Below are 13,688 nucleotides of genomic sequence, written 5' to 3'. Positions count from 1 at the left end.
CGCGGCGCATTATCAGTGACTTTGGCGGCGCGGGCAAAGTGAAATATAGCCTTTTTTTGATATTAGTCGTGCTTTGTCAGATCGTGCTAAAGATTTATCTTATAGATTTCAATGAAATGATGGATACAGCGCATTTTTACGCTGGTGCGACCACTGGGTAATCTTTACAATTCACGCCCTGATTTGAGAGAGGATGTTGCTGTGGAAAGGTTTGATGCCATTGTTATCGGTGCGGGTGCCGCAGGAATGTTTTGTGCGGCCACGGCAGGCCAGGCCGGAAGCCGTGTACTGCTGCTTGATAACGGCAAAAAACCGGGCCGCAAAATTCTGATGTCGGGTGGAGGACGCTGTAATTTTACCAACCTCTACGTCGAACCTGCCGCCTATCTGAGTCAGAACCCGCATTTTTGTAAGTCAGCACTGGCACGCTATACCCAGTGGGATTTTATCGAGCTGGTAGGGAAGTACAACATTGCCTGGCATGAAAAGGCGCTGGGCCAGCTCTTTTGTGACGATTCCGCGCAGCAAATCGTCGATATGCTGGTGAAGGAGTGTGAAAAGGGACAGGTGACAACGCGACTGCGCAGCGAGGTGCTGAGCGTCGAACGCGATGACGACGGGTATATCCTGCAACTCAACGGCGATGCGGTTGCGACCAGACAACTGGTTATCGCCAGCGGCGGCCTTTCGATGCCGGGACTGGGCGCGTCTCCTTTTGGCTATAAAATCGCGGAGCAGTTCGGTCTGAAGGTGCTGCCGACGCGCGCCGGGCTGGTTCCCTTTACCCTGCATAAACCGCTGCTGGAGCCGTTACAGACGCTTTCCGGCGTCTCGGTGCCGTCAGTCATTACCGCGCAGGACGGCACGCTGTTCCGCGAAAGCCTGCTGTTTACCCACCGGGGGCTTTCAGGCCCGGCGGTGCTGCAAATCTCCAGCTACTGGCAACCCGGCGAGTTTGTCAGTATTAATCTGTTGCCGGATTGCGACCTGGAGAGCTTCCTGAATGAACAACGTGCGGCGCATCCTAATCAAAGCCTGAAAAATACGCTCGCGATGCACCTTCCTAAACGGCTGGTCGAGTGTTTACAGCAGTTAGGGCAAATCCCGGACGTTACGCTGAAACAGCTTAACGCGCGCGATCAGCAGGCACTGGTAGAGGTATTAACGGCCTGGCGCGTACAGCCCAACGGGACGGAAGGCTACCGCACGGCGGAAGTGACCCTCGGCGGGGTCGATACCCATGAGCTTTCATCGCGCACGATGGAAGCACGTAATGTGCCGGGGCTCTATTTTATCGGCGAAGTGATGGATGTGACCGGCTGGCTGGGGGGATATAACTTCCAGTGGGCGTGGTCGAGTGCCTGGGCGTGCGCCCAGGCGTTAATCATGTCGCAACGCGCTGAGACGTCGTCATAAAGTAATGTTCGTCCTTATTTATTATTCCCGCCGTGCATGAAATGTGCGGCATTTTAATTAATCCTTAGGGAGTACAATTATTAATTCTCATTGGTTGCTCAGGCACAGGTGGCAGATCGATATTATTGTTGAAGCCCATCATGGATTATTCCCGCAGTAGATAAAATAGTGTAAAAATACCCACCAAAAAAAGCACCGCAAAAATTCAAAAACAGGTATATGATATGCAACATATGATTTCCTTTTTCTCTGAGCACGCTTCAGGGAGCCGCAAGAGGCTGAAATATGCAACGTATCGCTATCCCCGCTCACTATGTTCACACCCGTTCTACGCCGTTCTGGAATAATGAGACCGCGCCTGCATCTATCTGGAAACGTCACCTCGACGCCGGTACGCGGCAGGGCGTTTATCCCCGCTTAAGCGTAATGCGCGGCGCGATCCGCTATTACGGTTATGCAGATGAGACCAGCCCTGAGCCGGTGGAAACGCTGACGATTAACACCGGAGAATTTGGCGTTTTCCCACCGGAGAAATGGCACAACATAGAAGCTTTAACGGACGATACGCTATTTTGCGTAGATTTTTATGTAGACCCGAAAATTTTGATTGAAGGCTGAGGTGTTCATGATGACGACAGAAAATAGAGGTTATTCTCTGGCAGTAACGAATAGCAGCAATAATGAAACCGAAGATAAAGTGTATTTGAAACCAATGTCCCTGTATGTGCCGGATCTTGCCGTGCAGGCGGTGACGGAGTTGGTTTCTGGTTTGTCAGCGGCAAAGGAAAATGCGGATGAATTTGTCCTGACGGTGACGAATAACAATAACGGTATCTCGGTAGATAAAAATTTTGCCAGCCTGAGTGAGTTGCAGGACCCGCTGAATGCGGCGGATAGCGTAAAAGATTTGATTAATATCGTTCGCGGCTATGAGTCTGACGAAGAAACTAACGTGTGCGGCTGGTAATTTCACCCCTCTGGAGGATTGATTATGGCGTTTCAAATCCCTGCTCATTTTCGTCACACCCGTTCCACGCCGTTCTGGGATAAACAGACGGTTCCTCAGGCGTTGTTAACTCACCACAACACCAAAAAAGGCGTCTATGGCCGCCTTTCGGTGATGGAAGGGGCGGTGAAATATTTCGGCTTTGCCAGCGAAAATGACACCACGGCGGAAATTGAGGTCGTGATTGAGGCCGGGCATTTCGGTATTAGTCCGCCGCAGTACTGGCATCGTATTGAGCTGTTGACCGACGACACGTATTTCAATATTGATTTCTTTGCCGATCCGGACGAAGCGCTGGAAGGTAAGGGGATTGGCCAGGTGGTGAATACGCACCGCGGTTAACGCCGGTCACGAAAGGCGTATTGCTGGCTTGTGCTGGTGGTTTGCCGGGCGGCGGCTGCGCCTTGCCCGGCCTACGGTGTTGGGTTGCCGATTGACTCTGCCTTTGGTGTAGGGTTAACGTAATTTGTAGGCCTGTGCAAGCGCAGCGCCGCCAGGCATTATGAGGTACATGCCTGGCCGAATGGTTGCGCTCATCAGCCCTGGCTGCGGCTCACGTCAAACAATATCGTCCACCACACCGCCATCCACGCGCAGCGCCGCGCCCGACGTGGCGGAAGCCTGCTCTGAACAGACATAAACCACCATATTCGCCACCTCTTCGACCGTGGCGGCGCGCTGGATCACCGAACTGGGGCGGTTTTGCATCACGAACTCTTTCGCTACCGTCTCCAGCGATTTGCCGGTTTTCTCTACTTCATCCTTCATCATGGCGGCAAAACCATCGGATAAGGTTGGTCCCGGCAGGACGCTGTTCACCGTCACCCCGCTGCCCGCGACGAATTTCGCCAGCCCGCGCGAGAGGGAAAGCAGTGCCGTTTTGGTTACGCCGTAGTGGATCATATCAGCCGGAATATTGCGTGCCGATTCTGATGAAATAAACACCACGCGTCCCCAGCCTTTGCGCACCATGCCCGGCAGCAGCGCGCGCGACAGGCGCACGCCCGACATCACGTTCGTCTGCCAGTAGTTATCCCAGGTATCGTCATCAGTGGAATAGAAAGCCTGTGGCCCGAAAATCCCGGCATTATTAACCAGAATATCGACATCTGGTGCCACTTTAAGTAGCGACTGCACGCCTTCCGGCGTACTGAGATCGGCAATCGCCGCGCGAAGCTGCGCGCCTGGCACCGCCTGCTGAAGATGCTGGATGCCCTGATTCACGCTGCTTTCGCTGCGCCCGTTGATAATCACTTCTGCGCCACTTTCCGCCAGCCCTTTGGCGATCCCTAAGCCAATCCCCCCGGTGGAGGCGGTCACCAGCGCCACTTTTCCCATAAAATCGATTTTCATGCTTCGCTCCGGATTGTGATGAATGTTCGGATCATTAAGCGTAGCAGGCGAAGGGTAATGGGGTTGAGGAACGCCTGGAGCAAAGTTTGAAGCACCTTATTGATGCTATAAACCGCGTCATTAATATCGCGGAGCAAATTGGGGTGAAAGCCATCAACGAAGATGCCCAGAGGTTCTACAAACACTTCGGTTTTGTGCACTCGGTTATCGCAGACGCATAACCGGCCTCACTCTTCCGTCAGACACTGCAAATGCCCGTGACGCACGCCGCGCTGGGCGATCACATCGTCGGCGAAATGCTGGATTTCATGCATATTGCCCTTCAGTACCGCGACTTCCAGGCAGTCGTCATGATTAATATGCACATGCAGCGTGGAGACAGATAAATCATGGTGATGATGCTGCGCCGAGACGATACGGCTGGCGAGATCGCGCTTCTCATGTTCATAAACATACGACAACACCGCATAGCCGTTCTGCCCGCCGTGCTGAGTGTGTTCATGCGTCAGCGTATTACGCAGGATATCGCGAATCGCTTCTGACCGGTTGTTGTAGCCCCGCTGCTGGCTTAGCGCGTCCAGCGTAACGAGAAGATCGTCGTCAAGCGTAATGGTGATTCGTTGCATTGGGATGAGTCCTTAGGGTTGCGTGCGTCGCGCAGAGGGGAAGGCGGGAAGCACCGCCTGCTGTAGCGCCTGACCTTCCGGCGTCTGTAACTGTAATGGGGATTGCACGGGAGCGGTTTCGATAATTTCCCCCCGATCCATCACCATCACTCGCTGGCAAAAACGCTCGACCAGACGCAGATCGTGAGTAATGAACAGGCAGGCAGTGCCGAACTGCTGCTGTAAACGCTTAAGAAGCTGGATGATGCCCGCCTGTAATACCAGGTCCAGGCTTGAGACCGCTTCATCCAGAATCAACAGGGCGGGCCTGACAACCAGCGCGCGCGCCAGGCAAACGCGCTGGAGCTGGCCGCCGCTCAACTGAGACGGCCGCTTGTCTATGATATCAATATCCAGTTCTACAGCGCGAAGCATCTCCTCAATGCGCTCCCGCCGCTCTTTTTTCGCCAGCGTCATCAGGTGGCGCATCGGCTCGGCAATAATATCGCCGACAGTTTTGCGCGGGTTCACCGCGCTGATAGCATCCTGAAACACGAGCTGGATATCGCGGCGAAATGCCTTTCGGGACGCCCGGTCTAAGCGCGCCAGGGTTTTGCCGCGCCAGACGATATCGCCTGATTCCGGGCGCTCCAGCCCCACCAGCAGCCGCGCCAGGGTACTTTTGCCACAGCCGCTACGGCCCAGCAGGGCCACGCTTTCGCCTGCCTGTAGCGTTAGCGAAATATCGCGTAGCACCGCAGGCTGGTGGGGGTAGCGGTGCCCCAGGCCGGAAACGGAAAGCAGCGTCATGCGGGTAACTCCATGCCATAAAGCGCCAGATGTGCGGCCAGCAGGCCGCGCGTGACGGGATGCTGCGGAGCGTGAAATATGGCCTCTACGCTGTTGTGTTCGACAATCCGCCCCTGATCCATTACCGCCACCTCGTCCGCCAGTCGCGCCACCACGCCCATATCGTGCGTGACGATCAGCATCCCCGGCGCGCGGCGCTGAATGATAGCGTCCAGCAGATCCAGAATCCGCGCCTGGGCGACGGCGTCCAGATCGGTGGTCGGCTCGTCGGCAATGATAAACGGCGCGTCGGCCAGCACCGACATCGCGATCATCATTCGCTGTAGCATGCCGCCGCTCATCTCAAACGGATAGAGCCGCAGTACACGCTCCGCGTTCTCCAGCCCGATGGCCTCCAGCGCGTCAATAAGCGTGGCGTCATCCGCCGGTTTGCCGAGCGCCAGGCAGGTCTCGCGCGCGTGCGTCGCCATGGTATGCAGTGGGTTAAAGGCGCTACGCGGGTTTTGCATAATGGTCGCCACCTTCAGCCCGCGCAGCGCAGCGCAGGTGACGGGGTGGCCATCTGCCAGCAGCATTCCCGCCGTCTGGCGCACGCCCGCGGGCAGTACGCCCAACGCCGCCGCACAGGTCAGGGATTTCCCGCTGCCGCTGCCGCCGACCAGCGCCAGCACGCGGCCGCGTTTAAGGGTCAGCGACACACCCTGCACCAGCGGTTTGTCCGCTTCAAGCGCAATATTTTGCAGTTCGATGGATTGCGGCATCAGTGGGCATGCTCCGTTTCCAGATGGGGGTCGAGGTGATCGCGCAGTGCGTCACCGACCAGGTTAAAAGCCATGACGCTGATAAACAGCGCCAGCCCCGGCCAGACCATTTGCAGCGGCTGGGTCCAGATATACTGGCGCGCGTCGTTGATCATCACGCCCCATTCCGGTGTCGGCGCGGTCACGCCGAGGCCGAGGAATGACATCCCGGCGACATGCAGCATCATATGGCCGATATCCAGCGTCGCCAGCACCAGCAGCGACGGTATCGCCGCGCCTGCCAGATGATCGATAAACACCCGCATATGCCCCGCGCCGGATAACCGTGCAGCCAGCACAAACTCACGCTGGCGCAGGGAGATGACTAACGTTCGTACCATGCGCGCATACCAGGCCCAGTGCGACAGCGCGATGGCGATGATCACGTTGGTCAGCCCGGTCCCCAGCACGCCCACCAGGAAAAAGGAGAGGATCGAGGTCGGAAAGGTCATAAAAATATCGGCGACGCGCATGGTCACCTGATCGATACGGCCACCGATCAGCCCGGCGCTGCCGCCGACAACCAGCCCCAGCGCCAGTACCAGCAGCAGACAGGCTATCACCGAACCGAGCGAGACCCGGGTCGCCGCCAGCAGGCGAGAGAAGATATCCCGCCCCAGATGATCGGTGCCGAGCCAGTGCTGGCTATCCGGTGCCAGCAGACGCGACGGCAGATCAATGGCCTGCGGATCCCAGGGTAGCCACCACTGACTGGTGAGCGCGATTACCGCCAGCAGAAGGATGACGATGAGCGCCAGGCGTACCGACCAGCGCGAAGAGAGAAAAAAGTTCACGAATGCGCTCCTTCATGGCGACGAATACGCGGGTCCAGCGCGGCGTTCAGCAGATCGACAATCAGGTTACAGACTACAAAAACCACCACCATCATCAGCGTAAAGCACTGAATGACCGGGTAGTCGCGGTTAAAAATCGCCGAGACGGCATAGCGCCCGACGCCCGGCCAGGCAAAGATATTCTCGATGATCATCGTTCCGCCGATCAGTTCGCCGATATGCATCCCGACGGCGGTGATCATCGGCAGCGAGGCGTTGCGCAGGATGTGATGACGCTCGGTGTGTTTCTCGCTCAGACCGCGCAGCCGCGCCCAGGTGACATGCCGCTGCCCGGCGACGTCCAGCATACTGGCGCGCAGCAGACGGGCGTTAATCGCCAGCGACATAAAGGCAATCGACACCGCTGGCAGAATAAGATGCTGCCAGCCGCCGTAGCCCATAGCGGGCAGCCATTTTAAATACACCGAGAAAAACGTCACCAGCAGAAAGGCGAGCCAGAAATTGGGCATCGACACGCCGAGAAAGGCGATCAGCCGGACGATAAAATCCGGCAGGCGATCGCGATGGCGCGCCGCCCAGATCCCCAGTGGTACGGAGGTCAGCAGAATCAGTACCAGCGCGGCCCCCGCCAGTTGCAGCGTGGCGGGCAGGAAATGCAGTACATCATTGAGCACCGGACGCTGCGTCGCGAACGAGATACCGAAATCGAGATGCAGCGCCTTCCACAGCCAGTCGCCGTACTGCGCGACAAGCGGCTGATCCAGCCCCAGCATCGCGCGCGTGGAGGCCACCATCTCCGGCGTCGGCGGCAGGTTCGATAAACGCAAATAGTCCAGCGCCGGATCGCCAGTGCCCAGGCGCAGCATCAAAAAGATCACCACCGAGGCAGCGAAGATCATCGGGATCAGCAGCAGCATGCGCCGCAAAGCATAACGCAACATCAGGGAGCCACCGGGGTAATCTGTTCAAAGGGAATTTCAGAGGTAATCGGTGCGTAAGGAATGACGCCAAGTTCGGGCTTAGCCACCACCATCATCGACATATAGCTGATGGGGAGATACACCGCCTCGTTGTGCAGACGGGTAAGGATGTCGCGATACAATGACTTACGCTGCGTTTCATCGGTGGTCGTAAGCACGTCACCAATCTCTTTGTCGATTTGTGCTTTGTCCGGCAGGCCGAGTTGTGCCTGGTAATCCGCGTGGGAGGGGACGCGCATGGAACTCATAAAGGCGTGCGGATCGTACGGCGCGCCCCAGGTGCGGGAGAAAATCATACCGAAGCGGCCATCGCGCATGCGGGCGAAAATACTGCTCTCTTCTTCGCCGATTAGCGCGACATCCACGCCGATTTTACGCATATCGGCCTGGATAATCTCGGCCATCGATTTGCTCAGCGCGTCGGTGCCAACGTAAGCCAGTTCGATGTGTAGTGGCTGACCGTTCTTTTCACGGACAGTCTGCCCGGCGGGCAGCGTCCAGCCTGCTTTTTCCAGCAGCGTAATGGCCTGCTGCGGATCGTAGAGGCGCGGTTTCAGGCCGATATTGGCGTAGGGCACGGTGGGCGCGAATAAGGTGTCGGCCACCTGTTGGGTGTTGTACAGCGCATTCTCAATCAGCGATTTTTTATCCACCGCGTGATTCAGCGCTTCTCGCACCGCCAGCTCATTGGTGGGCGCTTTGGCGGAATTCAGCGCCAGCATCACGGTTTCGGCGGGCGCGGAAAGCTGCGTGTGATAATGCGGGTCATGGCTAAAACGCGCGAAGGTATCGAGCGGTAGCAGCCCTTCATTGCCGTACAGCAGATCGATATCGCCGGTTTCAAAGGCGACCGCCCGGGTGGTGGGGTCGGGGATCACCTTCACGGTAATCTTTTGAATCTTCGGCTTTTCACCCCAGTAATGCTCGTTACGCACCAGCACGTCATACTGATTCAGCTTCGACTCTTTCAGCACCCACGGCCCGGTGCCAATCGGGGCTTTTATGCCGTGCATAGTCTCATTGTCTTTGAACTGCGACGGCGCGATAAAGCGGAACGGGCGCGGCAGGGCCAGCTCTTGCAGGAAAGGGTAATAGGCATCTTTAAGGGTGATTTGCAGGGTGGTTTTATCGAGCGCTTTGACGCCGGTGATTTGGTTAGTCAGCTCCAGCCAGGCGTGACGCTGGCGGTTATCCAGCACCGCGCGGAAGTTCTCTGCCGCAGCCTGCGCGTCAAATACTTCGCCGTTGGAAAATGTCACGTCATCGCGGAGGATAAAGGTCCAGGTTTTACCGTCCGCCGAGTGGCTCCAGCTTTTCGCCAGCCATGGCTTCACCGAGCCATCGGCCTGGTATTTTACCAGCGGCTCATAAACCATGCTCTGAGCGAACATCTGGTTGGGGGTATAAAGATGTGGATTAAGTGGACCCACGTTAACCGGCCAGGCGGTGGTGATGTCGTCTGGCGCTGCGGCGCGCGTGAGCAGCGGCGCGCAGGCAAGCACCGCCAGCAGCACGTAGCGTAATCTGGACAACGTTATTGCCTCAAATGATGAGAGAATCGATTAAAGTATGATGATTTTAGGGATTCATCATACTTTTACGTTGTTCTGAATCAAGGTATGCCCGGTAACGATAAGAAAGTGCTATGCGTAGCGCCGGGTGGAAAATAAAAACTTATCCCGGCAACCGGCTTTTCGGCCCCGGCAGGATCGCCAGTTTGCCGCCGCTGTTGATGGTTTCCATCCGGATTTTACAGACGCTGCACGGCGTCAGCGGACAGAATAAACGGCGTCGGGGTGCAGACGGCCAGGCTCAGAGCACCAAGCTGGCAGTGGCTGATGGATAGCGCAGAGTTCAGTGTGCTGTCTGTGCTGACGATTTGCCAGGCGCTGCCGCCGCGCTGTTTGATAATAGCCTCTTTGCGGGTCCATATTCGCCAGAAGGCTGCCAGCTGTTGCTCCGGCCGTTCGGTCTCAACCTCAGCCAGTTCGCCGGGGCTGAAGAGCGCATTCGCCAGCATACGCCAGTTGTTACGCGGACGTACCACCTCGATATCGCAACCGACTTCCCCTTCGTCGCTCAGCAGCAGGGCGATGTCATCACCGCTGTGGCTCAGATTGAACCACAGCGGCGTATCCGCCGTGAAGGCGGGTTTACCCTGTTCACCGTAGATAATTTCCGGCAGCGGCGAAAGGGCGCGGGAAAGCAGGGCGCGCCCGGCCAGCCAGCGTGCCCGTCGCGCGCCCTGTGGCGCACGCTCGATTAACGCGGACGGCAGCTTGTCCGCGCTTAATGTTGATACGCTCCCCAGCACGAGCCGGTACATCTCAGGGCCAGCGTTGAATGATGATGGAGGTGTTAATACCGCCGAAGGCAAAGTTATTGCTTTGCAGGAACTCACAGTCAATTTTGCGGGCTTCACCCATGATGTAATCCAGCGCGCCGCAGTTGGCATCCGGCTGATGCAGATTCAGCGTTGGCGCAAACCAGCCTTCGCGCATCATTTGCAGACTCATCCAGGCCTCCAGCGCACCGCAGGCACCCAGGGTATGACCAAAATAACTTTTCAGCGAAGAGATCGGTACGCTGTCGCCGTAAATGGCCGCCGTTGCCAGACTTTCCGCAATATCGCCGCGGTCGGTCGCCGTGCCGTGGGCAGAAATATAGCCAATGTCCCGGGCGCTCAGGCCCGCCATTTTCAGCGACTGTTCCATGCAAATCTGCATCGTTTCGCGCTGCGGCTGGGTAATATGCGCTGCGTCGCAGTTGGTGGCAAAACCAATAATCTCGCCGTAGATCGTCGCGCCGCGCGCTTTGGCATGCTCCAGCTCTTCCAGAATCAGGGTGCCGGCACCTTCGCCAATCACCAGGCCGTCGCGTTTTTCATCGAACGGCGAAGGGGTAGTTTTTGGTTCATCATTGCGCTGGCTGGTGGCGAACAGCGTATCAAACACCGCCGCTTCCGACGGGCATAGTTCCTCCGCGCCACCTGCCACCATCACCGTCTGATAACCGTGACGAATAGCTTCCCATGCGTAGCCAATTGCCTGGCTGCCGGAGGTGCAGGCGCTGGAGGTCGGGATAACGCGCCCGCGCAGGCCGAAAAACAGCCCGGTGTTGACGGCGGTGGTGTGCGGCATCATCTGTACGTAGGTGGTGCCGGTAATATTGTTGGTGTGCTTTTCGGTCAGCATGGTAGCGAATTCGCTTACCGGACCGGTGCTACCGGTTGATGAGCCGTAGGCGATGCCGGTTTCGCCGTTAGTCAGCACCGGATCGCCAGGCAGCCCGGCCTGCTCCAGCGCCAGTTCGGTCGCGCGGGTGGACATCAGCGATACGCGGCCCATTGAGCGAATACGTTTGCGGGTATAGTGCTCCGGAAGGGTGAAATCGTCGATCGGCGCGCCCAGCAGCGTATGCAGCCCGTCATATACCTGCCACTCCGGCATTTTGCGCACTGCATTTTCATAGGCCAGCAGCCTGGCGGAGACATCCTGCCAGTTTTCTCCAAAGGCGGTGACGCCGCCCATGCCTGTAATGACCACACGACGTGTCATAGCATCCCTCCATTGATGGAAATCACCTGACGGGTCACATAACCCGCCACATCCGACATTAAATAGCTGGCAAGCCCGGCCACTTCGTCCGCCTGACCCATGCGCTTCATGGGGATCATAGACATCGCCTCTTTCAGCGCGGCCTCTTCCATTTCGATCATCCCGGTGTCGATAAGCCCCGGCGCAATACAGTTGACGGTAATTTTGCGCTTTGCCAGCTCAATCGCCAGCGCTTTCGTCGCCCCGATAATCCCTGCTTTGGCAGCGCTGTAGTTAACCTGTCCACGGTTGCCCATTACGCCGGAAACCGAGGAGAGGGTGATGATGCGACCACCCTGGCGCGCGCTAATCATCGGCATGATGCATGGTTGGATCACGTTGTAAAAGCTGTCGAGATTGGTGTGGATCACCGCATCCCAGTCGTTGTCGCTCAGTGCCGGAAACGCCGCGTCGCGGGTTATTCCGGCGTTGCTGACCACGCCATACCATGCGCCATGCGCTTCAATATCCTGCTCCAGCACCTCGCGGCACTGCTCGCGGTTGGCGACGTCAAACGTCAGCAGACGGCCGGTACCGCCAGCGGCGAGAATGGCATCCAGCGTCTCCTGCGCTCCCTGCGCATCGCGATGATAGTGGACGCCGACCGTAAAGCCGTCCGCCGCCAGCTGGCGGGCGATGGCGCGACCGATGCCCTTGCTGGCACCGGTAACCAGAACTGAACGACTCATGCGGACGCTCCTTGTTGAAATAGAGAATGAAGTTCTTCAGATGTTGGCTGGAAGGTGTTAACCCGGCCAGTAGCCAGCGTCTCTTCGCCAGCGGCGATCGCGCATTCAAAGCTGCCGAAGCGCGCGTCCTGCATCAGTAGCGTGACGGTGATATCCAGCGTTAATCCGGCGGGCAGGATCCCCGCCGCGCAGACCAGCTCACGAGCGCCGAGTACCATGCCTAGCGAGATACAGTCCTGACCTTGTTGATGACGATGCCAGCCTGACCAGACGCCAACGGTTTGTGCCATCAGTTCCAGGGCGAACCAGCCGGGGATATTGCCCTGTGGATCAAGAAACGGCCCCAGTGCGCCGTCGCGGGCGACGGCCACGCGGCAAATCGCCGTTTCCTCGCTCACACTGATAACCTCGTCGAGCAGCAGCATTGGCGCATCGTGCGGCAGATAGTCGCCGGGCGATAAATAACGGCTCATGAGATCCTCCCGAGCAGAATGCTGGCGTTATTGCCGCCAAAAGCGAACGAATTCGACAGGATAACCGGGCGCTCAAGCGGCTGCGGCTGCCCGATGATGCCGCAGGGCGGCAGCGTTTCATCGCGCGGCGACTGGCTGAAATCCTGCGGCGGCAGCGGCAGGTCGCGTTGCAAAATCAGCATACTGATGGCCGCTTCGGTAATGCCCGCCGCGCCCAGCGTGTGCCCGGTCAGGTGCTTGGTGGAGCTGCATGGCACGGTTTCGCCAAACAGTTCGTTTACCACTCTGGACTCAATCTGGTCGTTAAGCGTCGTGGCGGTGCCGTGGAGGTTGATATAGCCCACCTGCTCCGGCGCGAGGTTCGCGTCGTTCAGCGCCTGGCGGATCGCGCGAATCGCCCCTTCACCTTGCGGATGCGGGGCCGAAATATGGTACGCATCGCTCGACTCGCCGACGCCCAGCAGGGCGATGGGCCGTGGTTCGCGGGTCAGTAACATCAGCGCCGCGCCTTCGCCAATAGTGATCCCGCAGCGGTCGCGACCGAACGGCTGACACCGCGTCAGGGACAGCGATTCCAGGCTGCGAAAGCCGTTAACGGGCATCCGGCTCAGGGTGTCCGCACCGCCGACAATCGCCACATCTGCGAGTCCGGCTTCGATCAGGCGGCGTCCGCTAATGATGGCGCGGGCGCTGGAGGAGCAGGCGGTTGAAAGCGTGAACGCCGGGCCGTCCAGCGACAGCCAGTGGCTGAGAAAGCGCGCCGGGTCGCCCAGCTCCTGCTGCGGATATTGCCAGGCGGTGCTTTCCTGCCCGTTAAGCCTCAGATTGACGTGGGCATCACCTTCATTCAGTCCGGATGTACTGGTGCCGAGTACCACCGCAACCCGGTCGTTTCCGAACTGCGCGATGGCCTCATTGACCTGCGGCTGAATCTGTTCGAGTACCGCCAGCAGCAGCTGATTATTGCGCGAGCGATGGGCGCTGAACCCATCGGGAATATCCGGCAGCTCGCCGTCTACGCCGGCTAATACCACATGCGGATGCCCCTGTAGCCAGCCTGAGCGAGAGCGCATACCGGGCGCTGTACCGCGTACCAGATTGGCGGCGATTTCATTGTTATCGTTACCCAGCGCGTTAATCATGCCAGCCGCAGAAATGTAGATCAT

General features: G+C 58.0%; 16 protein-coding genes. 4 read left to right on the top strand and 12 right to left on the bottom strand.

Annotation, left to right across the window (positions count from 1 at the left end; all coding sequences use genetic code 11):
- Window positions 1-201 precede the first annotated feature (201 nt).
- The 4 genes from INT84_RS15160 to INT84_RS15145 all read left to right on the top strand — a co-directional run bounded on the left by INT84_RS15160 (window position 202) and on the right by INT84_RS15145 (window position 2,764).
- Complete coding sequence (locus INT84_RS15160; protein ID WP_194207452.1) at window positions 202-1,416, top strand: NAD(P)/FAD-dependent oxidoreductase; 1,215 nt, start codon at window positions 202-204, stop codon at window positions 1,414-1,416.
- 285 nt (window positions 1,417-1,701) lie between these two features.
- Window positions 1,702-2,034, top strand: a complete 333-nt coding sequence (locus INT84_RS15155) for a DUF1971 domain-containing protein (protein ID WP_194207451.1) — start codon at window positions 1,702-1,704, stop codon at window positions 2,032-2,034.
- Between the two features lie 10 nt (window positions 2,035-2,044).
- A complete protein-coding gene (locus INT84_RS15150; protein ID WP_194207713.1) occupies window positions 2,045-2,383 on the top strand; it encodes a DUF1869 domain-containing protein in 339 nt (112 codons plus the stop codon).
- Between the two features lie 24 nt (window positions 2,384-2,407).
- The gene (locus tag INT84_RS15145; protein ID WP_176919474.1) at window positions 2,408-2,764 is read left to right on the top strand and encodes a DUF1971 domain-containing protein; all 357 of its coding nucleotides are present in this window, start codon (window positions 2,408-2,410) and stop codon (window positions 2,762-2,764) included.
- A gap of 216 nt (window positions 2,765-2,980) precedes the next feature.
- Here the strand turns inward: INT84_RS15145 and INT84_RS15140 are convergent, their stop codons facing one another.
- The 12 genes from INT84_RS15140 to INT84_RS15085 form a co-directional block, all read right to left on the bottom strand.
- Window positions 2,981-3,775: an SDR family NAD(P)-dependent oxidoreductase gene (locus INT84_RS15140; protein ID WP_194207450.1), complete on the bottom strand. Its 795-nt coding sequence runs from the start codon at window positions 3,773-3,775 to the stop codon at window positions 2,981-2,983.
- A 227-nt stretch (window positions 3,776-4,002) separates the two neighbouring features.
- Window positions 4,003-4,401: a nickel-responsive transcriptional regulator NikR gene (gene nikR / locus INT84_RS15135; RefSeq protein ID WP_176919465.1), complete on the bottom strand. Its 399-nt coding sequence runs from the start codon at window positions 4,399-4,401 to the stop codon at window positions 4,003-4,005.
- A 12-nt stretch (window positions 4,402-4,413) separates the two neighbouring features.
- Window positions 4,414-5,190: a nickel import ATP-binding protein NikE gene (gene nikE / locus INT84_RS15130; RefSeq protein ID WP_194207449.1), complete on the bottom strand. Its 777-nt coding sequence runs from the start codon at window positions 5,188-5,190 to the stop codon at window positions 4,414-4,416.
- On the bottom strand, window positions 5,187-5,951 hold the full coding sequence (nikD, locus tag INT84_RS15125) for a nickel import ATP-binding protein NikD (RefSeq protein WP_194207448.1): 765 nt from the start codon (window positions 5,949-5,951) through the stop codon (window positions 5,187-5,189). The genes nikE and nikD overlap by 4 nt, the downstream gene beginning before the upstream one ends.
- Window positions 5,951-6,784, bottom strand: coding sequence for a nickel ABC transporter permease subunit NikC (gene nikC / locus INT84_RS15120; RefSeq protein WP_194207447.1), 834 nt, complete (start codon window positions 6,782-6,784; stop codon window positions 5,951-5,953). Before nikC ends, nikD begins: the two co-directional genes overlap by 1 nt.
- Window positions 6,781-7,725, bottom strand: a complete 945-nt coding sequence (gene nikB / locus INT84_RS15115; protein WP_194207446.1) for a nickel ABC transporter permease subunit NikB — start codon at window positions 7,723-7,725, stop codon at window positions 6,781-6,783. Before nikB ends, nikC begins: the two co-directional genes overlap by 4 nt.
- Complete coding sequence (gene nikA / locus INT84_RS15110) at window positions 7,725-9,296, bottom strand: nickel ABC transporter substrate-binding protein (protein ID WP_194207445.1); 1,572 nt, start codon at window positions 9,294-9,296, stop codon at window positions 7,725-7,727. The genes nikB and nikA overlap by 1 nt, the downstream gene beginning before the upstream one ends.
- Before the next feature lie 218 nt (window positions 9,297-9,514).
- Complete coding sequence (gene acpT, locus INT84_RS15105; protein WP_194207444.1) at window positions 9,515-10,090, bottom strand: 4'-phosphopantetheinyl transferase AcpT; 576 nt, start codon at window positions 10,088-10,090, stop codon at window positions 9,515-9,517.
- A 1-nt stretch (window position 10,091) separates the two neighbouring features.
- Window positions 10,092-11,321 (bottom strand): beta-ketoacyl-ACP synthase, encoded by a 1,230-nt coding sequence (locus INT84_RS15100; protein ID WP_194207443.1) that lies wholly within the window; start codon window positions 11,319-11,321, stop codon window positions 10,092-10,094.
- Entirely contained in the window at window positions 11,318-12,049 is a 732-nt protein-coding gene (locus INT84_RS15095) for a 3-ketoacyl-ACP reductase FabG2 (RefSeq protein WP_194207442.1), read from the bottom strand. The genes INT84_RS15100 and INT84_RS15095 overlap by 4 nt, the downstream gene beginning before the upstream one ends.
- Window positions 12,046-12,522 (bottom strand): 3-hydroxy-fatty acyl-ACP dehydratase, encoded by a 477-nt coding sequence (locus INT84_RS15090; protein ID WP_194207441.1) that lies wholly within the window; start codon window positions 12,520-12,522, stop codon window positions 12,046-12,048. The genes INT84_RS15095 and INT84_RS15090 overlap by 4 nt, the downstream gene beginning before the upstream one ends.
- Window positions 12,519-13,688, bottom strand: coding sequence for a beta-ketoacyl-[acyl-carrier-protein] synthase family protein (locus INT84_RS15085; protein WP_194207440.1), 1,170 nt, complete (start codon window positions 13,686-13,688; stop codon window positions 12,519-12,521). Before INT84_RS15085 ends, INT84_RS15090 begins: the two co-directional genes overlap by 4 nt.

Origin of the sequence: Superficieibacter sp. 1612_C1 (assembly GCF_015234305.1) — a bacterium.
Taxonomy (GTDB): domain Bacteria; phylum Pseudomonadota; class Gammaproteobacteria; order Enterobacterales; family Enterobacteriaceae; genus Superficieibacter.
The sequence above is the reverse complement of the archived record's forward strand: the minus strand, read 5'-3'. Positions and strand labels throughout refer to the sequence as shown.

What these genes read in the sequence shown, in the direction of transcription:
- nikB (WP_194207446.1), bottom strand. Translation starts at nt 7,725, where the DNA reads ATGTTGCGTTATGCTTTGCGGCGCATGCTGCTGCTGATCCCGATGATC.
- acpT (WP_194207444.1), bottom strand. Translation starts at nt 10,090, where the DNA reads ATGTACCGGCTCGTGCTGGGGAGCGTATCAACATTAAGCGCGGACAAG.
- INT84_RS15095 (WP_194207442.1), bottom strand. Translation starts at nt 12,049, where the DNA reads ATGAGTCGTTCAGTTCTGGTTACCGGTGCCAGCAAGGGCATCGGTCGC.
- INT84_RS15100 (WP_194207443.1), bottom strand. Translation starts at nt 11,321, where the DNA reads ATGACACGTCGTGTGGTCATTACAGGCATGGGCGGCGTCACCGCCTTT.
- nikE (WP_194207449.1), bottom strand. Translation starts at nt 5,190, where the DNA reads ATGACGCTGCTTTCCGTTTCCGGCCTGGGGCACCGCTACCCCCACCAG.
- INT84_RS15090 (WP_194207441.1), bottom strand. Translation starts at nt 12,522, where the DNA reads ATGAGCCGTTATTTATCGCCCGGCGACTATCTGCCGCACGATGCGCCA.
- INT84_RS15140 (WP_194207450.1), bottom strand. Translation starts at nt 3,775, where the DNA reads ATGAAAATCGATTTTATGGGAAAAGTGGCGCTGGTGACCGCCTCCACC.
- INT84_RS15155 (WP_194207451.1), top strand. Translation starts at nt 1,702, where the DNA reads ATGCAACGTATCGCTATCCCCGCTCACTATGTTCACACCCGTTCTACG.
- INT84_RS15150 (WP_194207713.1), top strand. Translation starts at nt 2,045, where the DNA reads ATGACGACAGAAAATAGAGGTTATTCTCTGGCAGTAACGAATAGCAGC.
- INT84_RS15145 (WP_176919474.1), top strand. Translation starts at nt 2,408, where the DNA reads ATGGCGTTTCAAATCCCTGCTCATTTTCGTCACACCCGTTCCACGCCG.
- INT84_RS15085 (WP_194207440.1), bottom strand. Translation starts at nt 13,688, where the DNA reads ATGATCTACATTTCTGCGGCTGGCATGATTAACGCGCTGGGTAACGAT.
- nikR (WP_176919465.1), bottom strand. Translation starts at nt 4,401, where the DNA reads ATGCAACGAATCACCATTACGCTTGACGACGATCTTCTCGTTACGCTG.
- nikD (WP_194207448.1), bottom strand. Translation starts at nt 5,951, where the DNA reads ATGCCGCAATCCATCGAACTGCAAAATATTGCGCTTGAAGCGGACAAA.